Here is a 24,485-nt window from a genome sequence, read left to right on the forward strand (position 1 = left end):
GGGAACAGGGGTGGAGCGGCCCCGGAGGCCGTCGGCGCCGAGTGATAGAAAGAGCCGTCCGAGAACCTTCTGAGGACGGCTCCGGGTGGTCACTGGCCCGGAGGCGTGGCTAAAAAACAGTGACAAGGGGGAACACGCCGATGGCCCAGCCGCCCAGTCAGCCGCCGCAGCCCGGCGGTTTCGGAGCACCGCAGGACCAACCGCACCAACAGCCGTCGCCGCAACAGCAGCCGCCGCAGGGCGGCTTCGGCGCTCCGCAGATGCCGCCGCAGCCGCCCCAGGGCCCGCCCGCCCAGGCCCCGCAGCCCGGCTACGGCCACCCGCAGCAGCCCGGCCCCTACGGACAGCCGCCCCAGCAGCCCGGCCCCTACGGACAGCCCCAGCAGCCCGGCCCCTACGGACAGCCGCCCCAGCAGCCGGGCCCCTACGGACAGCCGGGCCCGTACGGTCAGGCCGCCGGCCCCTACGCCGCGCAGCCCGGCTACGGCTACCCGCAGCAGCCCCCGTTCCCCGGCGCGCCCGGCGCCCCGGCGGGCGGCCGCAACCCCTTCAAGGGGCGGCCCGCCCTCGTCGTCGGGGCCGCGGTCGTGGCGCTGCTGGTGATCGGCGGCGCGGTGTTCGCGGTCACGAACGGCGACGACAAGGACCCGAAGAAGCCGGTCGCCGCGCCGAGCGGCGACGACAAGGCCACGACCGGCGCATCCCCGGTCAACCCCGGTGACGGCGGCGGCGACGGCGGCGAGGACGCCCAGGACTTCAACGCGGGCCGCAAGTCCGGCGAGGCGAAGGTGCTCTGGTACAAGGAGGCGCCCGACGCGCCCGCCTCCGGCGCCGACGCCCCCGGCATGTGGATCACCTCGAAGGCGGCCGTGAAGGCCGCCTACAAGCAGGTCGTCGCATACAACGTGGCGGACGGCAAGCCGTCCTGGCCCGCGCTCACGTTCCCCCAGAAGATCTGCGCGGTCACCCCGCAGCGGACGGCCGACGACAAGGTCGTCGTCGCCTACATGAGCGGCACCAGCGACCGCGCCAAGTGCAACCAGCTCCAGCAGGTCGACCTCGGCACCGGCGCCAAGGGCTGGACCGGCGTGGTCGCGGACGGCGCGCTGTTCGACAGCGCGATCAGCATCGAACTGTCGCTGGCCGGCAACACGCTGATGGTGGGCCGCTCGCAGTCCGGCACGGCGTACGACGTCCGCACGGGCAAGAAGCTGTACGACAAGCAGAAGTACGGGGACGCGTGCTTCCCGACGGCGTTCGCGGGCGGAAGCCGGCTCATCTCGGTGGCGTCCTGCGACGCGACCAAGGCCACCGAGCACGACGAGATCCAGGAGCTGGACCCGGCCACCGGCAAGGTCAAGTGGACCCAGAAGTTCGACAAGGGCTGGAGCGTCGGCAAGACGTACTCCGTCGACCCGCTGGTCGTCTACAGCACCAACAAGGACAAGAACTCCTGGAACATCTCGACGTTCCAGGCGAACGGCTCCTACCGCTCGCAGGTCGGCTTCGACGAGGACTTCGCCCCCGACTGCGACTCCGGCTTCCTGCAGCGCAATCTGACCGGCTGCCAGGGCACGGCGTCCGACGCCAACACGCTGTACCTGCCGACCGACGCGAAGAGCGGGCCCAACGAGATCGTGGCGATCGACCTGGCCACCGGCAAGGAGAAGTGGCGGGTGAAGTCCCCGGCGGACGAGGCCATGAAGCCGGTGCGGGTCGACGGCGGGAACCTGGTGGCGTACGTCCAGCCGTCGTACGACGCGCCCGGTCAGGTGGTGGCGATCCCCACGGCGGGGTCCGCGCACACGCCCGCGAAGCTGCTCCAACTGCCCGAGAGCACGGTCAAGATCGAGGACAGCTTCTACTCCCGCGACGTCGACTGGGTCGGCGGGCGCTTCTACATCTCCACCACCCGGCTGACGGGCAACGACGACACGAAGGAGAAGCTGATGCTCGCCTACGGCAAGTGAGGCGAGCCGCCGCCCTCCCGGCTTCCGCCGCCCTCCCGGCTTCCGCCGTCGTCTTCCCCTCCCCGCCTTTCCGGGCTCCCCGAGCTTTCTCCTGAGGTACCCACACCATGACCCAGCCGCCGCCCCCGTCGCCGAACCAGCCGCCGAACCAGCCCCCGCAGGGCGGTTTCGGACCGCCTCAGCCGCCGCAGGACGCGACGCCCGAGGCCGTCCCGCAGGACTCCGCTCCCCAGGCCGTGCCCGAGGACTCCGTCCCGCGGGACGCTGTGCCGCAGCCGCCCGCGCCGAACCTGTCGAAGGCCCCGGAGCAGCAGCCCCCGGCCCCGGCCCAGCCCCCCGCCCCGGTTCAGGCCCCGGCTGCGGGACAGGCGCCGCCGGCCTCGCCCACGCCGTCGCCCACGCCGCCGGCCCCGTCCGGGCCGCCGCAGCCCCAGCCGGGCTACGGATACCCGCAGGCCCCGGCCCCCGGCGGACCGGGCGGGCCCGTCGCGCCCCCGGCCGGCCCCGGTTACGGCTACCCGGCCCAGCCGGGCGCCCCCGTCCCGGGCCCGTCCGCGTACGGTCAGCCGCAGCCCAACCCCTACGGCCAGTCGCAGCCCCACCCCTACGGCCAGCCCCCGACGAACCCCTACGGCCAGTCGCAGCCCCACCCCTACGCCCAGCCCCCGACGAACCCCTACGGCCAGCAGCCGGCCTACGGCTACCCGGGTCAGCCCACCGTGCCCATGCAGCCGCAGGTCGTCGGCAGCGGCGGTCCGGCGGGTTCCGGCGGGAAGATCAACGCACAGGTGGCGATCATCGTCGCGGCGGTCGTCGCGATCGCGCTGATCGTCGGCGGCGGCGTCTGGTACGCGAACTCCGACGGCGGGGGCAAGAAGGAGGAGGCGAGCTCCGGCGGTGCGAACGGCGGCGGGGGCGACAAGGGGGACACGGGAGGAGGCGCCGGCGGCAAGACCTCCGGCGGCAGCGAGAAGGCGCCGGCCGACCCCACCTCCGACGTGCTGTTCAAGCTTCCGATGCCGGTGGTCAAGAAGGGCGAGAACGTCGCCGTCCGGGGTTCCTGGCTGACCGACAAGGCGTACGTGAAGACGGGCGTCAACCAGATCACCGGCTACGACCCGGCCAAGGGCGCCAAGCTCTGGTCGATCGCCCTGCCGGGCCCGGTGTGCGAGGCCAGCAAGTTCGCCACCGACGACCACCGCACGGCGGTCGTGTTCCAGGCGAGCACCGCCAAGACCGCCCGCTGTGACCAGATCGCGGCGATCGACCTCGCCGCCGGCAAACAGTTGTGGAAGAAGACGGTCACCTCAGGCGACTACGCGATCGACTTCGACAACGTCACGGTCAGCGGGAACACGGTCGCCCTGGGCAGCACGGAGGGCGGGGCCGCCTTCGACATCGACTCCGGCAAGGTGCTGTGGTCTCCGAAGCCCGCCGACTCCTGCTACGACGCCGGCTACGGCGGCGGCCCCAAGCTGGTGGCGGTGCGCAAGTGCGGCGCGTACGACAACCCCGAGCTGCACATCCAGACCATCGACCCGGTCTCCGGGAAGGTGCTCTCCGAGTACAAGCTGGCCACCGGCATCGACTACGCGTCCGTCGTCTCCACCGAGCCCCTGGTGGTGGCCGCCGACGTCGGCGACAGCGCCGGGGACGGCAGCGGCATCTCGGACTTCTTCTCCATCGACAACAAGACCGGCAAGCTGCGCACCCGCATCTCGGTCCCGGGGGCCGAGTACGCGGCCGACTGCGAGGGCATCACCAGGATCGAGGCCTGCACCGGCCTGGCCGTCGGCAACGACCGCATCTACGTGCCCACCGAGGAGCACGACGGCAGCGGCAGCCACGGCCGGACGAACGAGGTCGTCGCCTTCGACCTGGCCACCGGCAAGCAGACCGGCCAGCGCGCGGACGCCGGCGACGGCTACACGATCTACCCGCTGCGCATGGACGGCGGCAACCTGATCGCGTACAAGAGGCCGCCGTACGACAAGGGCGGACAGGTCGTCAGCGTCGACGGCGGCTCCTTCAAGGAGACCGTGCTGCTGGAGAACGCGGCCACGGACGCGGTGCACGACCTGGAGACCGGCCTGTCCCCGGAGTACTCCGAGGTCCTCTTCGCGCAGGGACGCCTGTACATGTCGGAGGTGTACGTCGACGACAACGCCACCTCGGGCGGCGACCCCGAGTACCTCGCGGTCGGATTCGGCGTCGCGGGCGGCTGATCGCACCGACCGGCGTTGCGGCCCCGGCCCCGAGCAGGATTCCCGCTCGGAGCCGGGGCCCGCTCATTTACCGTCAACGTCGCCCTCGTGAGAGGAATTTCGGCGATCCGGGCAGTTCTCGCCGGTAGGGGGAGCGCAACGTCGAACAAGCGTGTAGCTTCCGGGGGCATGAAGACAGGGGTGCCGGGGGGCGCCCTTTGTTCGTCCGCGTGGGTTCGCGTGGGTGCGTGTGGGTCCGCGCGGATCCGTGTGGGCATCCACGGGGGGACTGGGGGTTGCTCGATGGGAGTGCGGCTGATGGTGGTCGACGACCACCGCCTGCTCGCGGAGGCGCTGGCCTCGGCGCTCAAGCTGCGGGGACACCGGGTGCTCGCCGCTGCGGCGCCGGCGGCCGGGGCGGCGGAGCTGGTGATCACCCGCGCCCCCGAGGTGTGCCTGCTGGGCACGGCGGCGCCGGCCGAGCCGGGCGTGTTCGACCCCGTGGTCCGCATCAAGCGGGAGCGTCCGCAGGTGGCGGTCCTGGTCCTCGGGCCGGTGCCGAGCCCGCGCGGCATCGCCGCGGCCTTCGCGGCGGGCGCCTCCGGCTACGTACGCCATGACGAGCGCATAGAGGGCGTGGAGCGGGCCATCATGAAGGCGCGGGCGGGTGAGGCGGCGGTCGCGCCGCAGCTGCTGCAGGGCGCGTTCGGCGAACTGCTGAACCCGGCGGCCCAGCCGGACGACGAGGGCCAGCGCCTGCTGCAGATGCTCACCCCGCGCGAGGTGGAGGTCCTGGTCCGCGTCGCCGACGGCGAGGACACCCGTCTGATCGCGGCCGGCATGGGCATCGCCCCGTCCACGGCCCGCACCCACGTCCAGCGGGTCCTGATGAAGCTGGGCGTGGGCTCCCGCCTGGAGGCGGCGGCCCTCGCGGCGCGCACGGGTCTGCTGGACCGCGCGGGGCCGCTGCCGCACACCTCCCGCGAGCGGGCGACGGAAGCGGAGTAGGACGGATGCGAGCACGCACGGTCGTCGGACGGGGCGCGCGCCTCGGCGTCCTCATCGGGGCGTGGCCCGCGGGGACGCTCGGTCTGCTGTGCCTGGTGGCGGCGTTCGTCTTCCTGACCGGCGGCCAGTACGGGGCGGCGTGGGCGCTGACGACCGCGGGCGGGTACGCGGCTGTCGGCAGCATGGCGCTGGGCGTCCTCCTGGGCACGGTCACCGGCCTCGCCCTGGCGATCGCCCCGCGCCGCCTGCTGGCGAGGGCCCCGCTGCGCGGTCTGCTGGCGGCGCTCACCGCGGGACTGCCGGTCGCGGCGCTGCACGTCGCCCTGCTGACCGGGGACGGCTACACCCTGGCGAGCTACCCGCTGTCGACGCACCTCGTCGACTGGGCGGTCATCCTGACGGTCGCCCTGGTGGCGGCGGCGCGCAGCGGTGAGATCGCCGGGTGCGGCGCCGATGAGACGGAGAAGGGGACGAACGGCGATGCCGGGTCGGGGAAAGCGGCGGCGGCAGCGGAGCGCGGCGGCACAGCGCGCTGACGGCCGCTGGGACGTGCTGCTCGAGACGCGGGACCGGTCCGAGCTGCGCGCGATGCTGCTGCGCCTGCGGGCGGCGCAGCCGCCGATCGACCCGGCGGCGGTGCGCATCGACACGCTGTGCGGCCGGTCGGACCGCCCCACCGGGTACCGCCTGAGCCTGTTCCTGCCGGCCCCCGCGCCTGCGCCTCCCGGGCCCGCCACGCCCGGACCCCCGATGCCCGGACGTGGTTCGTGCAGCGGGTAATTCGGGGGCGGCCCCGGTCCGCGGCTGCCTAGGCTCTTCCCATGCCCCACCCGGAAATGCAGCGGATCAACGCCTTCCTGTCGGCCTTCGCCCGACGGCAGGCCGCGCGCGTCGTCGACCTGCCGGGCGCTTTCGCCGCCCTCGACGACGAATTCGCGCACTCCCACGCCGACAACCAGGTCGTGGTCGACGGGGCCGTCGATCCCGAGGCGCTGCCCGCCCTCGCGGAGGGGGCACTGGGACATCTGCCGTTCCGTCTGATCTCCGTCCTCGACGACGACGTCGCGGTCGCGTGCGCGGAGCCGCTGGTGCGGGCCGGATACACCCACTCCACGCTGCTGGTCATGCTGCACACGGGCCTTGCGCCGACCGACGGCGGGCCCGCGCGGGAGGTGGACCTCGACGCGTTCCGCGTCCCGCTGGCCCGGCGCTGGCGGGGCTTCCTCCCGGACGCCGGCGACGAGGTCGTCCGCCACCTCGTCGACCGGCGTGAGGCGCGTCGCCGCGGGGCCGACGTCGTCCGGTTCCTCGGCGCCCGCACGCGGGAGGGCGAGGTCGCCGCCTGGGCCGACCTCTACATGGACCCGGCGACCGGCACGGCCCAGATCGAGGACCTGGTCACCTCGGAGGCCCATCTCCGGCAGGGTCACGGCGACGCCGTCCTGGGCGCCGCCCTGCGCATGGCCGCCGACGAGGGCTGCGGGACCCGGTTCCTGACCGCGGACGCCGCGGACTGGCCGCGGCACTGGTACGAGCGTCGCGGCTTCTCCGTCATCGGCCGTTCGCACTGCTTCGAACGGAGCTGACTCGGCGGTGGCTGAGGTGCATATCGGACATTCACCGCATACGGTGTGTAATCGTACGGTTTCGTTCAGTGACCGCATGCGTCGCTCGGCGCCGAACGAAACACGCCACTCAGCCGAAAAGGGAATGCAATGCGCAAGCTTCACCAGACCGCTCTCGTGGCTGCCATGATCGCCGGCCTCGGCATGGCCGGGGCCGGGATCGCCTCCGCCGGCGTCGCCGGCTCGGACGGGGACTCCCGGCAGTGCGCCAACCACGTGGAGAACATCTCGTTCGGGCTCATCAACATCCCGAACCTGAACCTCCCCCTCCTCGGCTCCTCGTCGAACCAGACGGCGACCCAGCAGATCTGCAACAACGGCGACGACGCCGTCAACGTGAACGTCGCCGACCGGGAGGACTAGGACCTCTCCGGCCGGACACGGTCATGACGCGGGGCGGCTCGGGGTTCCGCATGCCGGGATCCCGGAGCCGCCCCGCCGCACGACCGGCGCGTCCACCGTGCCGCTACCCGGCCCGCGGGGGTTCACCCTCCACCGCCTCGGGCGGGAGCTTCGGGGTGACCGGTGCCGCGGGCCGCAGCTTCAGCCAGGCCAGGAAGAAGAGGCCGAGGGCCAGCATCCCGAGGCCCGTCCACAGGTTGATGTTGATTCCCTGGGCCTTGTCGATCTCCGCGTCGCCGTCCGTGAGGCCGGCGATCGTGACGATCACGCCGTAGACGACGAACAGCCCGCCGATGATGCGGCGCAGGTCGAAGATGCGGGCCGCGGTCGTGGACTTCTCCTCGAGCGCCGTGACCTCGCGCTGGACGTCGGCCTCGGACCAGCCCGCCCGCCGCAGCCGCTCGGCGGCCTCGTCGCGCTCGGACGGTTCGAACTGCTCGGACATGGTGTCTCCATCCTCCCGCGGGTGTCGCGAGGGCTCAGAACGAGAACGGGATGTAGCAGAGGGCGGCCAGGATCACCGCGCTCCAGCCCAGCAGCGCGGGCCGGCGGTACCAGGCGTCGTCGCCCGCCGCGGGCGGCTCGGCCATCCCGGGGGAGACGGTGCCGTAGACCAGGCCCTGCAGCTCCTCGTCCGGTTTGGGGGCGGTGAACAGCGACACCGCCACCATCACGACCGCGCCCGCCACGAAGCCCGCGATCGCGGAGACGAAGTTGGCGCCCTGGTCGGTGGGGATGCCGATGACGTCCTGCTTGTAGAGGACGAAGTAGTTGACCATCGCGGCCGTGGTGCCCGCGAGCAGGCCCCAGAAGCCCGACTTCTTCGACGCCCGCTTCCAGAACATGCCGACGATGAAGACCACGAACATCGGCACGTTGAAGAAGCTGAACAGCGTCTGCAGGTAGCTCATGATGTTCGAGAAGGACGACGCCAGGAACGCCGTGCCCACCGAGGCCGCCACGCCGATCGCCGTGATCAGCCGGCCGAAGCGCACGTAGTAGGCGTCCTCCCGCCCCCGCACCACGTACTTCGCCCAGATGTCGGTGGTGAACACCGTGTTGAAGGACGACACGTTCGCCGCCATGCCGGCCATGAACGCCGCCAGCAGACCCGTCACCGCGATGCCCAGCACACCGTTCGGCAGGAGCTGCTCCATCAGGTACGGGATGGCGTCGTTGTACTGGAGGTCGGAGTCGGCGGTGCCGATCTTCGGCACCAGCACCGCCGCCACCAGGCCCGGGATCATCACCAGGAAGACGATGAAGATCTTCGGGAAGGCCGCGATGAGCGGGGTGCGCTGGGCTGCCGAGAGGTTCTTCGCGGACAGCGCGCGCTGCACCTCCGCGAAGTTGGTCGTCCAGTAGCCGAAGGACAGCACGAAGCCGAGGCCCAGCACGATCGTCAGCCAGTTCGCGCCGAGCGGGTTGGCGCTGCCGATGCCGGTGCCGCCCCAGGCGGTGACGAAGTCGTCCCCGTGCGTCGCGGTCAGCTTGTCGGTCAGGCCGCCCCAGCCGCCCACCTTCTTCAGGCCGAGCACGGACAGCGGGATGAGGGCCGCCAGGATCACGAAGAACTGCAGGACCTCGTTGTAGATCGCCGACGAGAGGCCGCCGAGCGTGATGTACGCCAGCACGAAGAAGCCGGCCACCACGATCGCCACCCACTGCGGCCAGCCCAGCAGCGCCTCGACGACGATGGCCAGCGCGTACAGGTTCACCCCGGCGATCAGGATCGCGGCGAACGCGAACAGGATCGAGCTCAGCAGGTGGGCCGCCCTGTCGAAGCGCAGCAGCAGCATCTCCGGGACCGAGCGGACCTTGCTGCCGTAGTAGAACGGCATCATCACCAGGCCGAGGAACACCATCGCCGGGATGGCGCCGATCCAGTACCAGTGGACGGTGTACGCGCCGTACTGCGCGCTGTTCGCGGCCATGCCCAGGATCTCGGTGGCGGCCAGGTTCGCCGAGATGAACGCGAGACCGGTGATCCAGGCAGGCAGCGAGCGGCCCGAGAGGAAGAAGTCGAGGGTGGTCTTCACCGAGCGCCGGGCGGCGAAGCCGATGCCGAGGACCACGACGAAGTAGATGCCGAGGATCGTGTAGTCGAGCCAGTTCGTGGGGAGCCGTAGCTCTGCCGCCAGGTTCGTGGGGGTTCGCATGCACTGCTCGCTTCGCTTGGTGTTCTTTGTTTGGTTGTGACGGTGACTCGCGTGGGGGTTTATGGTTTTATGTGTTCGGTTCTGTTTGAAGCTTCGCTAGGTGTACTGATCCGGGTCCACGGGCCCGGAGGTACGGATGGAGAGTCGCGGTGAAGAAGACCTCGACCCGTCTGGCCGACGGTCGTGAGCTGATCTACTACGACCGGCGCGACGACGTGGTGCGCGACGCGGTGGACAAGCGTCCGCTCGAGCGCACGGTCACCACTTCGGAGGTACGGCGCGACCCGCTGCTCGGGGATTCCGTCGCCGTCGCCTCGCACCGGCAGGGGCGCACGTACCACCCGCCGGCCGACGAGTGCCCGCTCTGCCCCTCCGAGGGCGACCGGCTGAGCGAGATCCCGGACTCGTCGTACGACGCCGTCGTCTTCGAGAACCGCTTCCCCTCCCTCGCCGGCGACTCCGGCCGCTGCGAGGTGGTCTGCTTCACCTCCGACCACAACGCGTCCTTCGCCGACCTCACCGAGGAGCAGGCCGGACTGGTCCTCGAGGCGTGGACGGACCGGACGTCCGAGCTGTCGCATCTGCCCTCCGTGGAACAGGTGTTCTGCTTCGAGAACCGCGGCGCCGAGATCGGTGTGACTCTGGGTCACCCGCACGGGCAGATCTACGCCTACCCGTTCACCACTCCACGCACCGCCCTGATGCTGCGCTCGGTCGCGGCGCACAAGGAGGCGACCGGCGGAGAGAACCTCTTCGACGCCGTCCTCCAGCGCGAACTCGCCGGGGACCGGGTCGTCCTGGAGGGTGAACACTGGGTCGCGTTCGTGCCGTACGCCGCCCACTGGCCGTACGAGGTGCACCTCTACCCCAAGCGCCGGGTGCCCGACCTGCTGGCCCTCGACGAGGACGCGCGCACAGAGTTCCCCCAGGTGTACCTGGAACTCTTGAGGCGCTTCGACCGGATCTTCGACGGGGACGGAGGGCAGGGAGGCGGCTCCGAGTCGCAGACGCCGTACATCTCCGCCTGGCACCAGGCGCCGTTCGGCGCGCTGGAGGAGTTCGAAGGCGTCAACCGCGACGACTTCGCGCTGCACCTCGAGCTTTTCACCATCCGACGCACGTCCGGCAAGCTGAAGTTCCTCGCGGGCTCCGAGTCCGGCATGAACGTCTTCATCAACGACGTGCCGCCGGAGCGCGCGGCCGAGCGACTGCGAGAGGTAGCGAGTTGATGAGCAGCGGCAAGTATCTGGTCACGGGCGGCGCGGGATACGTCGGCGGCGTGGTCGCCCAGCACCTGCTGGAGGCCGGGCACGAGGTCGTCGTCCTGGACAACCTCTCCACCGGTTTCCGCGAGGGCGTCCCCGCCGGTGCCGCGTTCGTCGAGGGCGACATCCGCGATGCCGCCAAGCACCTCGACGCCTCCTTCGACGCGGTGCTGCACTTCGCCGCGTTCTCGCAGGTCGGCGAGTCCGTCGTGAAGCCCGAGAAGTACTGGGACAACAACGTCGGCGGCACCATGGCGCTGCTCGGCGCGATGCGCGAGGCGGGCGTGCGCAAGCTCGTCTTCTCCTCCACCGCGGCCACCTACGGCGAGCCGGAGCAGGTTCCGATTCTCGAGTCCGCGCCCACCAGGCCGACCAACCCCTACGGCGCCTCCAAGCTCGCCGTCGACCACATGATCAGCGGCGAGGCCGCCGCCCACGGGCTCGGCGCCGTCTCGCTGCGGTACTTCAACGTGGCGGGCGCGTACGGCGCGCAGGGCGAGCGCCACGACCCGGAGTCGCACCTCATCCCGCTCGTCCTCCAGGTCGCCCAGGGCCGCCGCGAGGCCATCTCCGTCTACGGCGACGACTACCCGACCCCCGACGGCACCTGTGTCCGCGACTACATCCACGTCGCCGACCTCGCCGAGGCGCACCTCCTCGCCGTCGCCGCCGCCGAGCCGGGCGAGCACCTCATCTGCAACCTCGGCAACGGCAACGGCTTCTCCGTCCGCGAGGTCGTCGAGACGGTCCGCAAGGTCACCGGCCACCCGATCCCCGAGGTCGTGGCCCCGCGCCGCGGCGGGGACCCGGCCGTCCTGGTCGCCTCGGCGGCCGCCGCCCGCGAACAGCTGGGCTGGAACCCGTCCCGCGCGGACCTCGCGGGCATCGTCGCGGACGCCTGGGCGTTCGCCCAGCAGATCGCCGACAGCACGACGAGGGAGCGGTAATGGCGCAACAGCAGGTCCGGGAAGGCTTCGTCGAGCTGTACGGCGCGGAGCCCGACGGCGTCTGGGCGGCGCCCGGCCGCGTCAACCTCATCGGCGAGCACACCGACTACAACGACGGCTTCGTGATGCCCTTCGCCCTGCCGCACACCGCGGTCGCGGCGGTCTCCCGACGCGAGGACGGCCGGCTGCGCCTGCACTCGTCCGACGTCGAGGGCGGCGTCGTCGAGCTGGAGCTGGCCTCCCTGACGCCCGGAACGGACGACGGCTGGGCCTCCTACCCCGCCGGCGTCGTCTGGGCGCTGCGCGACGCCGGCCACGACGTCACCGGCGCGGACGTCCACCTCGCCTCGACGGTGCCGACCGGCGCGGGCCTGTCCTCGTCGGCGGCCCTGGAGGTCGTGGTCGCGCTCGCGCTGAACGACCTGTTCGCACTCGGGCTGCCGGGCTGGCAGCTGGCCCGGCTGTGCCAGCGCGCGGAGAACGTCTACGTCGGCGCGCCCACCGGCATCATGGACCAGACCGCCTCCGCCTGCTGCGAGAGCGGCCACGCGCTGTTCCTCGACACCCGCGACCTCTCCCAGAAGCAGATCCCCCTCGACCTCGCGGCCGAGGGCATGCGCCTGCTGGTCGTGGACACCCAGGTCACGCACGCGCACAGCGGCGGCGAGTACGGCAAGCGGCGGGCCGGCTGCGAGAAGGGCGCGGCCCTGCTCGGCGTCGACGCGCTGCGGGACGTCCCGTTCGACGGACTCGACGCGGCGCTGGCCCGGCTCGGCGACGAGGAGGAGGTCCGCCGTCTGGTCCGGCATGTGGTGACCGAGGACGAGCGCGTGGAACGCGTGGTGCGGCTGCTGGAGTCGGGGGACACCCGGGCCGTCGGCCCGGTCCTCACCGAGGGCCACGCCTCCCTCCGGGACGACTTCCAGGTCTCCTGCCCCGAGCTGGACCTGGTGGTGGAGACGGCCGTCGCGGCCGGGGCGCTCGGCGCGCGGATGACCGGCGGCGGCTTCGGCGGCTCGGCGATCGTCCTCGCGGAGGCCGCCGACGTCGACACCCTGACCAAGGCCGTCGAGGAGGCCTTCGCGGCCGCCGGGTACGCGGCCCCGCGCGTGTTCGAGGCGGTGCCGTCGGCGGGCGCGCGCCGGCTGAGCTGAGCGGTTCGGCGTCACGTCACCGGGGTGCGGCGGTCCTCCGCCCCACCCCGGTTCCGTTTCAGCCCGGTTCCTGCGTCAACCGCTTGGTCAGCGTGAACTCCGTGACGCCCGGCGGATAGTCCTCGATCACGCACACCACCTGGTAGCCGTGCCGCCGGTAGAAGTCCGGCGCCTGGAAGTCCCAGGTCTCCAGGCGTACGCGGGTGCAGCCCCGTTCGTCGCGGGCGACGCGCTCGGCCTCGGCGAGGAGCCGGGAACCCAGCCCCGCGCCCCGGTGCCGGCCGTCGACCCACAGCTGGGCGACGTGCAGCCACGTCGCCCAGGTGTGGCCCACCAACCCGCCGGCCAGGCCGCCTTCGCGGTCCGAGGCCCACACGTGCAGCGGGGCCTCCCGTCCGGCCGGGGCGCCGCGCAGCGCGCGCAGCACCGGGGACCTCTCCGTGTTCGTGTCCAGCAGCCGCGAACGGAGAAGATCGCGCCGGGTCCTGTCGACTTCTGTCTCAAGACGAAACATGCGGCACACCATAAACGCGCTGGCCAACCAGTTCTGCCATTTGCCTTCCGCTCCCCGCCCACGGCCCTACCCTGTTGAACAGCACCGGTGGGGGCCGGTGTTGATCAGGGGACGAGACAGTCGGGTACGACGCCCGTGGTGGGGGTAGCAGTCTCTGCGCGGCGGTGGCCGGGCGGTCCCGGCCTCCCTGCCGGGGTGTCGCAGCCGCGGCGGTCGTCCGTTTCCCGTCTCCGGACCTTTGGGGTATCCCCTGCTCCGTCAAGGAGCTCGGGGAAGGGGGTTTCGTGGTTCGCATCCGTGTACTGGTCGTCGACGACCACCGTATCTTCGCCGAGTCGCTCGCCGCGGCCCTGGCGGCCGAGCCCGACGTCGAGGTGTCCGCGGCCGGCAGCGGCCCGGCGGCGCTGCGCAGTCTGGAGCGCGCGGTCGCCGAGGGCCGCCGGTACGACGTGCTGCTCGTCGACGCCGACCTCGGCGGTCAACTGCCGGCCATACGGCCCGCGGTGCCCGTGCAGGAGGTGGGGGCGGACGGCACCGTCGACGGGATCTCCCTGGTCGCGGGCGTCCGCGGCGCGCAGCCGCACATCCGGGTCGTCGTCCTCGCCGAGAAGGACGACCCGCGTCGCGCGGCCCTCGCCCTGCAGGCGGGCGCGTCGGGCTGGGTGGCCAAGGACTGCTCGCTGTCGCGGCTGCTGACGGTGATCCGTGGTGTGCTGCGCGACGAGACGCATCTGCCGGCTGCCCTGCTCACCGGCGTCCTGCGGGAGCTGACGGCCGCCCGCAAGCACCGCACCGAGAGCGAGCGGCTGGTGGAGTCCCTCACGCCGAGGGAGCGGGAGGTGCTGCGCTGCATGGTCGCGGGCCTGGGCCGCAAGGCGGTCGCCGAACGCCTGTTCCTGTCCCCGCACACCGTCCGCACCCATATGCAGAACGTGCTCGGCAAACTGGGCGTGCACTCCACCCTCGCCGCGGTCGCCCTCGCCCGCCGCGCCGGAGTCGGCCCGGCGGACCTGGCCTCAGCCGGGGATGTTGTCGAACGGGGCGGTCAGCTGGCGTAGCAGGCTCGCCAGGTCGCCGCGCTGGGACGGTGAGAGCTCGGCCAGGATCGCCCGCTCCTGGTCGAGCAGTCCGGCGAGCGCCTGGTCGGCGCGGTCCTTGCCGTCGTCCGTGAGGCGGACCAGCACACCCCGCCGGTCGCTGGGGTCCGGCAGCCGCTCCACCAGGCCCTTCTTCGCGAGCCGGTCGATGCGGTTGGTCATCGTGCCCGAGGTGACCAGCGTCTGGGTCAGCAGCTGCCCCGGCGAGAGCTGGTAGGGCGCCCCCGCGCGCCGGAGCGCCGTGAGGACGTCGAACTCCCAGGGCTCGAGCTGGTGCTCGGAGAACGCCAGCCGGCGTGCCCGGTCCAGGTGCCGGGCCAGTCTGCTCACGCGGCTGAGGACCTCGAGCGGCTCCACGTCGAGGTCCGGGCGCTCCCGGCGCCACGCTGCGACCAGCCGATCGACCTCGTCCTCCATGACGATCAGTGTAGTGGTTCTGTCGACATGAAGTCTCTTGATATCGAGCATCTTGACATCAAGATAAGCCGGGAGGACGCTGATCGGCATGACGATCAACCCCAGTTGGGACCCCGCCCAGTACCTGCGTCACGCCGGCCACCGCGCCCGCCCCTTCGCCGACCTCCTCGCCCGCGTCCCCGACCTGCCCGGCGACCCGCCCCGCATCGCCGACCTCGGCTGCGGCCCCGGCAACGTCACCGCCGTCCTCGCCGACCGCTGGCCCACCGCCCGCATCACCGGCTACGACAACTCCCCGCAGATGCTCGCCGACGCCGCCGCCCACGCCGGCCCGCGCCTGGACTTCGCCCACGCCGACCTCACCGACTGGACACCCACCGAGACCTACGACCTGCTCGTGTCGAACGCCGCCCTCCAATGGGTCCCCGGCCACCTCGACGCCCTCCCCGGCTGGCTGGACGGCCTCGCCCCCGGCGGCACCCTCGCCTTCCAGATCCCGCACAACATCGACGCGCCCCTGCACACCCTCATGCGCGACCTCGGCGACACCCCCCGCTGGAAGGACCGTCTCGGCCACGTCCTGCGCCGCGCGGACTCCGTCCACGCCCCCGCCGTCTACCTCGACCGGCTGGCCCGCCTCGGCTGCGCCGTCGACGTCTGGACCACCACCTACCTGCACGTCCTGCGCGGCGAGGACCCGGTCCTCGACTGGGTCAGGGGCACCGGCCTGCGCCCCGTCCTCGACGCCCTCGCCGACGACCCCGACGCCAGCGACGCCTTCACCGCCGCCTACCGCGACCTGCTCCGCGAGGCCTACCCGAGCACGCCCTACGGCACCGTCCTGCCGTTCCGCCGCCTGTTCGCCGTGGCCACGAAGGACGGCGGCCCGGCATGCTGACCGCCGTCGACCACGTCCAGCTCGCCGCCCCGCCCGGCTCCGAAGACTTCCTGCGCCCCTTCTACACCGCCGCACTGGGCATGACCGAGATCCCCAAGCCGCCGGCGCTCGCCGCGCGCGGAGGATGCTGGTTCCAGGCCGGGGCGGTCCAGCTCCACCTGGGCATGGAGCCCGGATTCCGGCCCTCCGGCAAAGCCCACCCCGGGCTGTGGGTCACCGGCATCGAGGCGTACGCGGCCCGCCTGGCACACCACGGCGTCCGCGTCACCTGGGACGACGCGCTGCCCGGACACCGCCGCTTCTACGCCCTGGACCCGGTCGGCAACCGGCTGGAGTTCCTGGAACCCGACCGTCCCGGGCCCGACGCGCAACCGTGAGAGCGGCGCAGGGAGGGAAGAGGCGCGTGGGTTTGAGCGGTGCCCGACGGGTCACTCGCAGGAGGGAGACCACACGCAGACCTGACTGGGAGTGATGGACAGTGGCAGGCGAGCAGAAGTCCAAGGCGAAGATGGAACAGGCCAAGGGCAAGGCGAAGGAAACGGTCGGCCGCGCCGTGGGCAACGAGAGGCTTGAGGCCGAAGGCCGCGCCGACCAGGCCAAGGGCGACGCCCGGCAGGCCAAGGAGAAGACGAAGGACGTCTTCAAGCACTGATCGGCGCACACATCGCGCACCGCATGCGGCGGGCCCCCGTCCCGAGGACCGGGGGCCCGCCGCATGCGCGCCTCGTTCCGCTCGGCGGCTCAGCTCTTGCGATGCCCGATCAGCCGCGGCCTGGCCTCCAGGCCGTCCAGCCCGTGCCAGGACAGGTTCACCAGGTGGGCCGCCACCTCCGCCTTCTTCGGCCGGCGCACGTCCAGCCACCACTGACCGGTCAGCGCGACCATCCCGACCAGGGCCTGCGCGTAGAGAGGCGCCAGCTTCGGGTCGAAGCCGCGGTTCTTGAACTCGCGGCCCAGGATGTCCTCCACCTGCGTCGCGATGTCCGAGATCAGCGACGCGAACGACCCCGTCGACTGGGGGATGGGGGAGTCCCGCACCAGAATGCGGAATCCGTCCGTGTACTCCTCGATGTAGTCCAGCAGCGCGAACGCCGCCTGCTCGAGAAGCTCCCGCGGATGGCCCGCCGTCAACGACGACGTCACCATGTCCAGCAGACGGCGCATCTCCCGGTCCACCACGACCGCGTACAGCCCCTCCTTGCCGCCGAAGTGCTCGTACACCACCGGCTTGGACACCCCGGCCTTCGCCGCGATCTCCTCCACCGACGTGCCCTCGAAGCCCTTCGCCGCGAACAGGGTGCGACCGATCTCCAGCAACTGCTGCCGGCGCTCGGCCCCCGTCATGCGGGTGCGCCGTGCGCGCCGCGGCTTCACATCACTGCTGGGACTGGAGGTACTGCTGGGATCGGTCGCCACGCCGTCAATCATGCAGCCTCAGCGGCCGCCTTCCCCTGCGGGGAACCGTCCCCGTCCGTGATACGGCGTGAATCGATACGCGAGCGTGACGGCCAGCGCACGTCGTATGCCCAGCCGAGCATCTCGAACCACCGGATGAACCGGGCCGAGGAGTCCACCTGGCCCCGCATCACCCCGTGCCGCGCCGACGTCGGGTCGGCGTGGTGCAGGTTGTGCCAGGACTCGCCGCAGGACAGGACCGCCAGCCACCACACGTTGCCGGAGCGGTCCCGCGACTTGAACGGACGCTTGCCCACGGCGTGACAGATCGAGTTGATGGACCACGTCACGTGATGCAGCAGAGCCACCCGCACCAGCGAGCCCCAGAAGAACGCCGTGAACGCGCCCCACCAGGACATCGTCACCAGCCCACCCACCAGCGGCGGGATCGCCAGCGACAGCAGCGTGAAGCCGATGAACTGGCGCGAGATCGCACGGATCGCCGGGTCCTTGATCAGGTCCGGCGCGTACTTCTCCTGCGAGGTCTGCTCCTCGTCGAACATCCAGGCGATATGGGCCCACCACAGGCCCTTCATCAGAGCCGGGACGGTCTCCCCGAACCGCCACGGCGAATGCGGGTCGCCCTCCGCGTCGGAGAACTTGTGGTGCTTGCGATGGTCCGCCACCCAGCGCACCAGCGGACCCTCCACCGCCATCGAACCCATGATCGCCAGCGCGATCCGCAGCGGCCGCTTCGCCTTGAACGAGCCGTGCGTGAAGTAGCGGTGGAAGCCGATCGTGATGCCGTGACAGCCGAGGAAGTACATGAAGACCATCAGCCCGAGGTCCAGCCAGCTCACCCCCCATCCCCAGGCCAGCGGCAACGCCGCCAGCACGGCCAGGAACGGGACGACGATGAAGAGCAGCAGAGTGATCTGCTCGATCGAGCGCTTCTGCTCACCGCCGAGGGTGGCGAGCCGCGCGGCGCTGTCGTCAGGCGCCTTGGAAGGGTCTTCGATCACGTTGGAGCCTGTGGTCATGCGCGTCCCCTGGGGGGTATGGGAGTGAGGGAGGAGCCGTACCGCCGGAACCGTCCGGTACTTCCTACGGTCCCGTAACCTACGGCATCGTAAGTATGGCAGTGCCCCGCCTCGCGGCAAGAGCCCGCCGACCTGCGCGTCCCCGTGGACACCTATCCTTGGACTCGGTCGGACAGCGCGGTCCGCTTAGTTTTCTTCCCGGATGTCCGACCCCGTATGCGACGCCTGCCCGCGGGGAGGATGTCCGAGTTCCCTCTTGGACGAGCTTCAACACTGCAAGGAGCCGCACCTGTGAGCAGTGCCGACGACCAGACCACCACCAGCGCCGAACTGCGCGCCGACATCCGCCGGCTCGGCGATCTCCTCGGCGAGACCCTCGTCCGGCAGGAGGGCCCCGAGCTCCTCGACCTGGTAGAGAAGGTCCGCCGCCTCACCCGGGAGGACGGCGACGCCGCCGCCGAACTGCTGCGCGGCATCGAACTGGAGACCGCGGCCAAGCTCGTGCGCGCCTTCTCCACCTACTTCCACCTGGCCAACGTCACCGAACAGGTCCACCGGGGCCGCGAACTGCGCGAACGCCGCGCCGCCGAGGGCGGCCTCCTCGCCCGCACCGCCGACCGCCTCAAGGACGCCGACCCCGAACACGTCCAGCAGACGGTCCGCAACCTCAACGTCCGCCCCGTCTTCACGGCGCACCCCACCGAGGCCGCGCGCCGGTCGGTACTCAACAAGCTCCGGCGCATCGCCGCGCTTCTGGAGACCCCCGTCATCGAGTCCGACCGCCGGCGCCACGACACACGCCTGGCCGAGAACATCGACCTCGTCTGGCAGACCGACGAACTGCGCGTCGTCCGCCCCGAGCCCGCCGACGAGGCCCGCAACGCCGTCTACTACCTCGACGAACTCCACGCAGGCGCCGTGGGCGACGTCCTGGAGGACCTGACGGCGGAACTGGAGCGCGTCGGCGTGAAGCTCCCCGACGACACGCGCCCCCTCACGTTCGGCACCTGGATCGGCGGCGACCGCGACGGCAACCCCAACGTGACCCCCCAGGTCACCTGGGACGTCCTCATCCTCCAGCACGAACACGGCATCAACGACGCCCTGGAGACCGTCGACGAACTGCGCGGCTTCCTCTCCAACTCCATCCGCTACACCGGCGCCACCGAGGAACTCCTCGAATCCCTCGCGAACGACCTCGAGCGACTCCCCGAGATCAGCCCCCGCTACAAGCGCCTCAACGCGGAGGAGCCCTACCGGCTCAAGGCCACCTGCATCCGCCAGAAGCTCGAGAACACCAAGCAGCGCCTCGCCAAGGGCACCCCCCACGAGCCCGGCCGCGACTACCTCGGCACCAGCGAACTGCTGCAGGACCTCACCCTCGTCCAGACCTCCCTGCGCGAGCACCGCGGCGGCCTCTTCGCCGACGGCCGCATGAACCGCACCATCCGCACCCTCGCCGCCTTCGGCCTCCAGCTCGCCACCATGGACGTCCGCGAACACGCCGACGCCCACCACCACGCCCTCGGCCAGCTCTTCGACCGACTCGGCGAGGAATCCTGGCGCTACGCCGACATGCCCCGCGAGTACCGCACCAAGCTCCTCGCCAAGGAACTCAGGTCACGCCGGCCCCTCGCCCCCACCCCGGCCCCCGTCGACGCCGCCGGCGAGAAGACCCTCGGCGTCTTCCTCACCGTCAAGCGCGCCCTCGAGGTCTTCGGGCCCGAGGTCATCGAGTCCTACATCATCTCCATGTGCCAGGGCGCCGACGACGTCTTCGCCGCCGCCGTCCTCGCCCGCGAGGCCGGACTCGTCGACCTGCACGCCGGCTGGGCCAGGATCGGCATCGTCCCCCTCCTGGAGACCACCGACGAACTCAAGGCCGCCGACACCATCCTCGAGGACATGCTCTCCGACCCGTCGTACCGCCGGCTGGTGGCACTGCGCGGAGACGTCCAGGAGGTCATGCTCGGCTACTCCGACTCCTCCAAGTTCGGCGGCATCACCACCAGCCAGTGGGAGATCCACCGCGCCCAGCGCCGCCTGCGCGACGTCGCCCACCGCTACGGCGTCCGCCTGCGCCTCTTCCACGGCCGCGGCGGCACCGTCGGCCGCGGCGGCGGCCCCTCCCACAGCGCCATCCTCGCCCAGCCCTGGGGCACCCTCGAAGGCGAGATCAAGGTCACCGAACAGGGCGAGGTCATCTCCGACAAGTACCTCATCCCCTCCCTCGCCAGGGAGAACCTGGAACTGACCGTCGCCGCCACCCTGCAGGCCTCCGCCCTGCACACCGCCCCCCGCCAGTCCGACGAGGCCCTCGCCCGCTGGGACGCCGCCATGGACGTCGTCTCCGACGCCGCCCACGCCGCCTACCGCACCCTCGTCGAGGACCCCGACCTGCCGACGTACTTCCTCGCCTCGACGCCGGTGGACCAGCTCGCCGACCTGCACCTGGGCTCCCGGCCCTCCCGCCGCCCCGGCTCCGGCGTCTCACTCGACGGCCTGCGCGCCATCCCCTGGGTGTTCGGCTGGACCCAGTCCCGCCAGATCGTCCCCGGCTGGTACGGCGTCGGATCCGGACTCAAGGCACTGCGCGAGGCCGGCCTGGACACCGTGCTCGACGAGATGCACGAACAGTGGCACTTCTTCCGCAACTTCATCTCCAACGTCGAGATGACCCTCGCCAAGACCGACCTGCGCATCGCCCAGCACTACGTCGACACCCTCGTCCCCGACGAGCTCCGCCACGTCTTCGACGCCATCAAGGCCGAACACGCCCTCACCGTCGCCGAAGTCCTCAAGATCACCGGCGAACGCGAACTGCTCGACGCCACCCCCGCCCTGCGGCAGACGTTCTCCATCCGCGACGCCTACCTGGACCCCATCTCCTACCTCCAGGTCACCCTGCTCAAGCGTCAGCGCGACGCGGCTGCCGCCGGCGACGAACCCGACCCGCTCCTGGCCCGCGCCCTCCTCCTCACCGTCAACGGCGTGGCGGCAGGCCTGCGCAACACCGGCTGACCTGCCCCGCACCACCACGATGGGCGCCTGCGGGTTCACACGAACCCGCAGGCGCCCCTCACCCGTCCCCGCTCACACCGCCCCGCTGCTCACACCGCCTCACTCACACCGTCAAGAACGCCGCCGTCAGCAACGCCACCCCCGACCCCGCCAGCACCCAGCCGGCCCGCACCCGGCCCAGACCCCCCGCCACCACCACCGACGCCAACAACAACGCCCCACCGAACGGCACCCACGCGTACAACACCCCCGCAGGCCCCGAACGCACCGCACGATCACCGCCCGGCTTCAGCACCACCGTGTACGTCCGCCCCGCGCGCACCGCCACCGACTGGTCCAGCACCACCCGCGCCCGCGCCAGTGACCCCGCCGACGTCGGCGTGTACGGCCCCGCACAACTGCCCCCGGCACACCGCGTCACCTCGACCGTGCCCTGTTCCCGCCCCTTCGTCAGCATCACGTGCTGCGCCGAACCCCAGGAACCCCACACCCCCGCCACCAGGATCAGCACGGCGACCACGCCCATCGCAGCGAACCGCCCGAACCGCAGCACCGCCGAACCCCCGGACCCCCTGGCCGCGACCGGACCTCCGGCCGACGCCGAGCCCGCGACCACGCCCTTCCCGGACCCCTTGTCGGAGCCCTTGGCGGAGGCCTTGGCGGAGGCCTTGGGGGAGCCCTTCGCGGACCCCTTCGCGGACCCCCTGGCCGAGTGCCTGCGGGACGGACCCCCACGGCGGTGCGACGAGACTGCAGAGCCAGACATGGCCGGGATCATCAGCCATCACTGAACCAACGTCAACCTCGGCGGGCGACACGTCACGAGTTGTACGTGCTCTGCGCCCGCTCCAGACCCTCCAGCACCAACGCCTCCACCGCGTCCGCCGCCCGGTCCACGAAGTAGTCCAGCTCCTTGCGCTCCGCCGACGAGAAGTCCTTCAGCACGAAGTCCGCCACCTGCATCCGCCCCGGCGGACGCCCGATCCCGAACCGCACCCGGTGGTACTCCGCACCCATCGCCTTCGTCATCGACTTCAGACCGTTGTGCCCGTTGTCCCCGCCGCCCAGCTTCAGCCGCAGCACGCCGTAGTCGATGTCCAGCTCGTCGTGCACCGCGACGACCTGCGACAGCGGCACCTTGTAGAAGTCCTTCAACGCGTTCACGGGACCGCCCGACAGGTTCATGAACGACATCGGCTTCGCCAGCACCACCCGCCGGCTCCCCGTCCCCGGCGGACCGATCCGCCCCTCCACCACCTGCGCCTGCGCCTTCCCCGCCCGCTTGAACCGCCCCCCGATCCGCGTCGCCAGCAGATCGGCCGCCATGAAGCCCACGTTGTGCCGGTTCATGGCGTACTCGGGGCCCGGATTGCCGAGACCCACGATCAGCCACGGCGCGTTCGCATCGGTCGTCACCTGCATGTCTCCTCACATACGCGCAGACCGCCGCCCCCCGAAGGGAGCGGCGGCCGACGAAACGAGATACCGGGAAAATCAGGCCTCGGTGGCCTCGGCCTCGGCCTCGGCCGGAGCCTCCTCCGCCTGAGCGGCCAGGACCTGAAGGACGACCGCGTCCTCGTCGATCGCCAGCGTCGTGCCCTTGGGCAGCGGGATGTCCTTGGCAAGGATGGAGGCGCCGGCCTCGAGACCCTCGATGGAGACGGTGACCGACTCCGGGATGTGCGTCGCCTCGGCCTCGACCGTCAGCGTGCTCAGCACGTGCTCGAGCAGGTAGGCGCCCGGCGCCAGGTCGCCCTCGGTGTGCACGAAGACCTCGACGTTGACCTTCTCGCCGCGCTTCACGAGCAGCAGGTCGACGTGGTCCAGGAAGCCCTTGATCGCGTCACGCTGCACGGCCTTCGGGATCGCCAGCTGCGTCTTGCCCTCGATCTCCAGGCTGAGCAGCACGTTCGGGGTGCGCAGCGCGAGCTGGAGCTCGTGGCCCGGAAGGGTGATGTGCACCGGGTCGGCGCCGTGGCCGTACACCACGGCCGGAACCTTGTTGGCACGACGGATACGACGGGCGGCGCCCTTGCCGAACTCGGTCCGGGACTCGGCGGCAAGCTTCAGCTCAGCCATGTTCACTCCTCGTAGAACGGGGGAAAGGTGGTCACCCGGCCAACCATCGGCCTGCTACGAAGAGCGCGTCGATAACGGACCGCCGTACACACGCGCCACAAACACGCGTACGGCCTCCCTCGCCGAGCAACTGTGACAGCTTACGCAGCGGGAAGGCCGTACACGAAATCGATCTAGAACCCGCCCCGGAGGGCGACCGTCACTGCTCGTCGAAGAGGCTCGTCACCGAACCGTCCTCGAACACCTCACGCACCGCGTTCGCGATCGTCGGCGCGATCGACAGCACCGTGATCTTGTCGACCTCCAGCTCGCCCGGCGTCGGAAGCGTGTTCGTGAACACGAACTCGCTCACCTTCGAGTTCTTCAGACGGTCCGCCGCCGGACCCGACAGCACACCGTGCGTCGCCGTCACTATGACGTCCTCCGCACCGTGCGCGAACAACGCGTCCGCCGCCGCGCAGATCGTGCCACCCGTGTCGATCATGTCGTCCACCAGGACACAGACACGGCCCTTGACCTCGCCCACGACCTCGTGGACCGTCACCTGGTTCGCCACGTCCTTGTCGCGCCGCTTGTGCACGATCGCCAGCGGCGCGCCCAGACGGTCGCACCAGCGGTCCGCCACCCGCACCCGGCCCGCGTCCGGCGACACCACCGTGAGCTTGGCGCGGTCCACCTTCTGGCCCACGTAGTCCGCCAGCAGCGGCAGCGCGAACAGATGGTCCACCGGACCGTCGAAGAACCCCTGGATCTGGTCCGTGTGGAGATCGACGGTCAGGATCCGGTGTGCACCCGCCGTCTTCATCAGATCGGCGATCAGCCGCGCCGAGATCGGCTCACGCCCACGGTGCTTCTTGTCCTGACGCGCATATCCGTAGAACGGCACGATGACGGTGATCGAACGCGCCGAAGCCCGCTTCAGCGCGTCGATCATGATCAACTGCTCCATGATCCACTTGTTGATCGGAGCCGTGTGGCTCTGGATCAAAAAGCAGTCCGCACCACGCGCCGACTCCTGGTAGCGAACGTAGATCTCACCGTTGGCGAAATCGAAGGCCTTCGTCGGGACGACCCCGACACCCAGCTGGTGGGCGACCTCCTCGGCAAGCTCGGGGTGGGCGCGGCCGGAGAAGAACATCATCTTCTTCTCGCCGGTCGTCTTGATCCCGGTCACAGCACTGTCTCCTCAGAGGTGTCTCAGCTGGATGTCGAGACCCTTCGCCGCTGGGCGCGACAAGGACGTCTCAGCTGGTAGGTGCGGGTGTGCACTTATCACGGTACGCCGTGTTC

General features: G+C 71.1%; 24 protein-coding genes. 14 read left to right on the forward strand and 10 right to left on the reverse strand.

What is annotated here, in order from left to right:
- Positions 1 to 140: 140 nt before the first annotated feature.
- From ACH4ZA_RS07950 to ACH4ZA_RS07975, 6 genes are all read left to right on the forward strand, one after another.
- Positions 141 to 1,970, forward strand: a complete 1,830-nt coding sequence (locus ACH4ZA_RS07950) for a PQQ-binding-like beta-propeller repeat protein (protein ID WP_398428504.1) — start codon at positions 141 to 143, stop codon at positions 1,968 to 1,970.
- Between the two features lie 107 nt (positions 1,971 to 2,077).
- Positions 2,078 to 4,195, forward strand: coding sequence for a PQQ-binding-like beta-propeller repeat protein (locus ACH4ZA_RS07955; RefSeq protein ID WP_398428505.1), 2,118 nt, complete (start codon positions 2,078 to 2,080; stop codon positions 4,193 to 4,195).
- Between the two features lie 282 nt (positions 4,196 to 4,477).
- Positions 4,478 to 5,182 carry a LuxR C-terminal-related transcriptional regulator gene (locus ACH4ZA_RS07960; protein WP_319276324.1) on the forward strand — a complete coding sequence of 235 codons (705 nt, stop codon included), beginning with the start codon at positions 4,478 to 4,480 and terminating at the stop codon, positions 5,180 to 5,182.
- 5 nt (positions 5,183 to 5,187) lie between these two features.
- Positions 5,188 to 5,718, forward strand: a complete 531-nt coding sequence (locus ACH4ZA_RS07965; protein WP_319276325.1) for a hypothetical protein — start codon at positions 5,188 to 5,190, stop codon at positions 5,716 to 5,718.
- A gap of 285 nt (positions 5,719 to 6,003) precedes the next feature.
- Complete coding sequence (locus ACH4ZA_RS07970; RefSeq protein WP_319276327.1) at positions 6,004 to 6,768, forward strand: GNAT family N-acetyltransferase; 765 nt, start codon at positions 6,004 to 6,006, stop codon at positions 6,766 to 6,768.
- Positions 6,769 to 6,897: 129 nt separating this feature from the next.
- Positions 6,898 to 7,170 (forward strand): hypothetical protein, encoded by a 273-nt coding sequence (locus ACH4ZA_RS07975; RefSeq protein WP_319276328.1) that lies wholly within the window; start codon positions 6,898 to 6,900, stop codon positions 7,168 to 7,170.
- Between the two features lie 103 nt (positions 7,171 to 7,273).
- Here ACH4ZA_RS07975 and ACH4ZA_RS07980 read toward each other — a convergent pair whose 3' ends face one another.
- Together ACH4ZA_RS07980 and ACH4ZA_RS07985 are read right to left on the reverse strand one after the other, a co-directional pair.
- Entirely contained in the window at positions 7,274 to 7,654 is a 381-nt protein-coding gene (locus ACH4ZA_RS07980) for a hypothetical protein (RefSeq protein ID WP_319276329.1), read from the reverse strand.
- Between the two features lie 34 nt (positions 7,655 to 7,688).
- Positions 7,689 to 9,368, reverse strand: a complete 1,680-nt coding sequence (locus ACH4ZA_RS07985) for a sodium:solute symporter family protein (protein ID WP_319276330.1) — start codon at positions 9,366 to 9,368, stop codon at positions 7,689 to 7,691.
- Positions 9,369 to 9,517: 149 nt separating this feature from the next.
- Between ACH4ZA_RS07985 and galT the strand changes: the two genes are divergently transcribed.
- Genes galT through galK form a run of 3 tightly spaced genes read left to right on the forward strand, consistent with a single transcriptional unit; the run spans position 9,518 to position 12,734 of the window.
- Complete coding sequence (galT, locus tag ACH4ZA_RS07990; protein WP_398428508.1) at positions 9,518 to 10,597, forward strand: galactose-1-phosphate uridylyltransferase; 1,080 nt, start codon at positions 9,518 to 9,520, stop codon at positions 10,595 to 10,597.
- Positions 10,597 to 11,580 (forward strand): UDP-glucose 4-epimerase GalE, encoded by a 984-nt coding sequence (galE, locus tag ACH4ZA_RS07995; protein WP_319276332.1) that lies wholly within the window; start codon positions 10,597 to 10,599, stop codon positions 11,578 to 11,580. Before galT ends, galE begins: the two co-directional genes overlap by 1 nt.
- Positions 11,580 to 12,734, forward strand: coding sequence for a galactokinase (gene galK, locus ACH4ZA_RS08000; protein WP_319276333.1), 1,155 nt, complete (start codon positions 11,580 to 11,582; stop codon positions 12,732 to 12,734). Before galE ends, galK begins: the two co-directional genes overlap by 1 nt.
- 58 nt (positions 12,735 to 12,792) lie before the next feature.
- On the opposite strand, the gene ACH4ZA_RS08005 is transcribed toward galK, so the two are convergent.
- Positions 12,793 to 13,260, reverse strand: coding sequence for an N-acetyltransferase (locus ACH4ZA_RS08005; protein WP_319276366.1), 468 nt, complete (start codon positions 13,258 to 13,260; stop codon positions 12,793 to 12,795).
- Positions 13,261 to 13,532: 272 nt separating this feature from the next.
- Between ACH4ZA_RS08005 and ACH4ZA_RS08010 the strand changes: the two genes are divergently transcribed.
- A complete protein-coding gene (locus tag ACH4ZA_RS08010) occupies positions 13,533 to 14,306 on the forward strand; it encodes a response regulator transcription factor (protein WP_319276334.1) in 774 nt (257 codons plus the stop codon).
- Here ACH4ZA_RS08010 and ACH4ZA_RS08015 read toward each other — a convergent pair.
- Positions 14,265 to 14,762: a MarR family winged helix-turn-helix transcriptional regulator gene (locus tag ACH4ZA_RS08015; RefSeq protein WP_107443563.1), complete on the reverse strand. Its 498-nt coding sequence runs from the start codon at positions 14,760 to 14,762 to the stop codon at positions 14,265 to 14,267. The genes ACH4ZA_RS08010 and ACH4ZA_RS08015 overlap by 42 nt on opposite strands.
- Positions 14,763 to 14,850: 88 nt before the next feature.
- On the opposite strand from ACH4ZA_RS08015, the gene ACH4ZA_RS08020 reads away from it, so the two are divergent.
- The 3 genes from ACH4ZA_RS08020 to ACH4ZA_RS08030 all read left to right on the forward strand — a co-directional run bounded on the left by ACH4ZA_RS08020 (position 14,851) and on the right by ACH4ZA_RS08030 (position 16,312).
- Positions 14,851 to 15,660 carry a trans-aconitate 2-methyltransferase gene (locus tag ACH4ZA_RS08020; protein WP_398428510.1) on the forward strand — a complete coding sequence of 270 codons (810 nt, stop codon included), beginning with the start codon at positions 14,851 to 14,853 and terminating at the stop codon, positions 15,658 to 15,660.
- Complete coding sequence (locus ACH4ZA_RS08025) at positions 15,654 to 16,037, forward strand: VOC family protein (protein WP_398428511.1); 384 nt, start codon at positions 15,654 to 15,656, stop codon at positions 16,035 to 16,037. The genes ACH4ZA_RS08020 and ACH4ZA_RS08025 overlap by 7 nt, the downstream gene beginning before the upstream one ends.
- A gap of 101 nt (positions 16,038 to 16,138) precedes the next feature.
- Positions 16,139 to 16,312 carry a CsbD family protein gene (locus ACH4ZA_RS08030; protein ID WP_069768604.1) on the forward strand — a complete coding sequence of 58 codons (174 nt, stop codon included), beginning with the start codon at positions 16,139 to 16,141 and terminating at the stop codon, positions 16,310 to 16,312.
- 89 nt (positions 16,313 to 16,401) lie between these two features.
- On the opposite strand, the gene ACH4ZA_RS08035 is transcribed toward ACH4ZA_RS08030, so the two are convergent.
- Together ACH4ZA_RS08035 and ACH4ZA_RS08040 are read right to left on the reverse strand one after the other, a co-directional pair.
- Positions 16,402 to 17,088, reverse strand: a complete 687-nt coding sequence (locus ACH4ZA_RS08035) for a TetR/AcrR family transcriptional regulator (protein ID WP_319276337.1) — start codon at positions 17,086 to 17,088, stop codon at positions 16,402 to 16,404.
- Positions 17,085 to 18,095 carry a fatty acid desaturase gene (locus ACH4ZA_RS08040; RefSeq protein ID WP_319276338.1) on the reverse strand — a complete coding sequence of 337 codons (1,011 nt, stop codon included), beginning with the start codon at positions 18,093 to 18,095 and terminating at the stop codon, positions 17,085 to 17,087. Before ACH4ZA_RS08040 ends, ACH4ZA_RS08035 begins: the two co-directional genes overlap by 4 nt.
- Before the next feature lie 291 nt (positions 18,096 to 18,386).
- Here ACH4ZA_RS08040 and ppc point away from each other — a divergent pair, with 291 nt between their 5' ends.
- Positions 18,387 to 21,116 (forward strand): phosphoenolpyruvate carboxylase, encoded by a 2,730-nt coding sequence (gene ppc / locus ACH4ZA_RS08045; RefSeq protein WP_398428513.1) that lies wholly within the window; start codon positions 18,387 to 18,389, stop codon positions 21,114 to 21,116.
- A 103-nt stretch (positions 21,117 to 21,219) separates the two neighbouring features.
- On the opposite strand, the gene ACH4ZA_RS08050 is transcribed toward ppc, so the two are convergent.
- The 4 genes from ACH4ZA_RS08050 to ACH4ZA_RS08065 all read right to left on the reverse strand — a co-directional run bounded on the left by ACH4ZA_RS08050 (position 21,220) and on the right by ACH4ZA_RS08065 (position 24,369).
- Positions 21,220 to 21,732, reverse strand: coding sequence for a hypothetical protein (locus ACH4ZA_RS08050; RefSeq protein ID WP_398428570.1), 513 nt, complete (start codon positions 21,730 to 21,732; stop codon positions 21,220 to 21,222).
- 203 nt (positions 21,733 to 21,935) lie between these two features.
- Positions 21,936 to 22,538, reverse strand: coding sequence for an aminoacyl-tRNA hydrolase (pth, locus tag ACH4ZA_RS08055; RefSeq protein WP_319276340.1), 603 nt, complete (start codon positions 22,536 to 22,538; stop codon positions 21,936 to 21,938).
- A 72-nt stretch (positions 22,539 to 22,610) separates the two neighbouring features.
- On the reverse strand, positions 22,611 to 23,195 hold the full coding sequence (locus tag ACH4ZA_RS08060) for a 50S ribosomal protein L25/general stress protein Ctc (protein ID WP_319276341.1): 585 nt from the start codon (positions 23,193 to 23,195) through the stop codon (positions 22,611 to 22,613).
- Between the two features lie 199 nt (positions 23,196 to 23,394).
- On the reverse strand, positions 23,395 to 24,369 hold the full coding sequence (locus ACH4ZA_RS08065) for a ribose-phosphate diphosphokinase (protein ID WP_319276342.1): 975 nt from the start codon (positions 24,367 to 24,369) through the stop codon (positions 23,395 to 23,397).
- Between the last annotated feature and the right edge of the window lie 116 nt (positions 24,370 to 24,485).

The sequence above is a fragment of the Streptomyces sp. NPDC020597 genome, assembly GCF_044335095.1.
GTDB lineage: Bacteria > Actinomycetota > Actinomycetes > Streptomycetales > Streptomycetaceae > Streptomyces.

What these genes read in the sequence shown, in the direction of transcription:
- ACH4ZA_RS08060 (WP_319276341.1), bottom strand. Translation starts at nt 23,195, where the DNA reads ATGGCTGAGCTGAAGCTTGCCGCCGAGTCCCGGACCGAGTTCGGCAAG.
- ACH4ZA_RS07960 (WP_319276324.1), top strand. Translation starts at nt 4,478, where the DNA reads ATGGGAGTGCGGCTGATGGTGGTCGACGACCACCGCCTGCTCGCGGAG.
- ACH4ZA_RS08025 (WP_398428511.1), top strand. Translation starts at nt 15,654, where the DNA reads ATGCTGACCGCCGTCGACCACGTCCAGCTCGCCGCCCCGCCCGGCTCC.
- ACH4ZA_RS07970 (WP_319276327.1), top strand. Translation starts at nt 6,004, where the DNA reads ATGCCCCACCCGGAAATGCAGCGGATCAACGCCTTCCTGTCGGCCTTC.
- galE (WP_319276332.1), top strand. Translation starts at nt 10,597, where the DNA reads ATGAGCAGCGGCAAGTATCTGGTCACGGGCGGCGCGGGATACGTCGGC.
- ACH4ZA_RS08005 (WP_319276366.1), bottom strand. Translation starts at nt 13,260, where the DNA reads ATGGTGTGCCGCATGTTTCGTCTTGAGACAGAAGTCGACAGGACCCGG.
- ACH4ZA_RS07985 (WP_319276330.1), bottom strand. Translation starts at nt 9,368, where the DNA reads ATGCGAACCCCCACGAACCTGGCGGCAGAGCTACGGCTCCCCACGAAC.
- ACH4ZA_RS07955 (WP_398428505.1), top strand. Translation starts at nt 2,078, where the DNA reads ATGACCCAGCCGCCGCCCCCGTCGCCGAACCAGCCGCCGAACCAGCCC.
- ACH4ZA_RS08040 (WP_319276338.1), bottom strand. Translation starts at nt 18,095, where the DNA reads ATGACCACAGGCTCCAACGTGATCGAAGACCCTTCCAAGGCGCCTGAC.
- ACH4ZA_RS07980 (WP_319276329.1), bottom strand. Translation starts at nt 7,654, where the DNA reads ATGTCCGAGCAGTTCGAACCGTCCGAGCGCGACGAGGCCGCCGAGCGG.
- ACH4ZA_RS08035 (WP_319276337.1), bottom strand. Translation starts at nt 17,088, where the DNA reads ATGATTGACGGCGTGGCGACCGATCCCAGCAGTACCTCCAGTCCCAGC.
- pth (WP_319276340.1), bottom strand. Translation starts at nt 22,538, where the DNA reads ATGCAGGTGACGACCGATGCGAACGCGCCGTGGCTGATCGTGGGTCTC.
- ACH4ZA_RS07950 (WP_398428504.1), top strand. Translation starts at nt 141, where the DNA reads ATGGCCCAGCCGCCCAGTCAGCCGCCGCAGCCCGGCGGTTTCGGAGCA.
- ACH4ZA_RS07975 (WP_319276328.1), top strand. Translation starts at nt 6,898, where the DNA reads ATGCGCAAGCTTCACCAGACCGCTCTCGTGGCTGCCATGATCGCCGGC.
- galK (WP_319276333.1), top strand. Translation starts at nt 11,580, where the DNA reads ATGGCGCAACAGCAGGTCCGGGAAGGCTTCGTCGAGCTGTACGGCGCG.
- ACH4ZA_RS08015 (WP_107443563.1), bottom strand. Translation starts at nt 14,762, where the DNA reads ATGGAGGACGAGGTCGATCGGCTGGTCGCAGCGTGGCGCCGGGAGCGC.
- ACH4ZA_RS07965 (WP_319276325.1), top strand. Translation starts at nt 5,188, where the DNA reads ATGCGAGCACGCACGGTCGTCGGACGGGGCGCGCGCCTCGGCGTCCTC.
- ACH4ZA_RS08020 (WP_398428510.1), top strand. Translation starts at nt 14,851, where the DNA reads ATGACGATCAACCCCAGTTGGGACCCCGCCCAGTACCTGCGTCACGCC.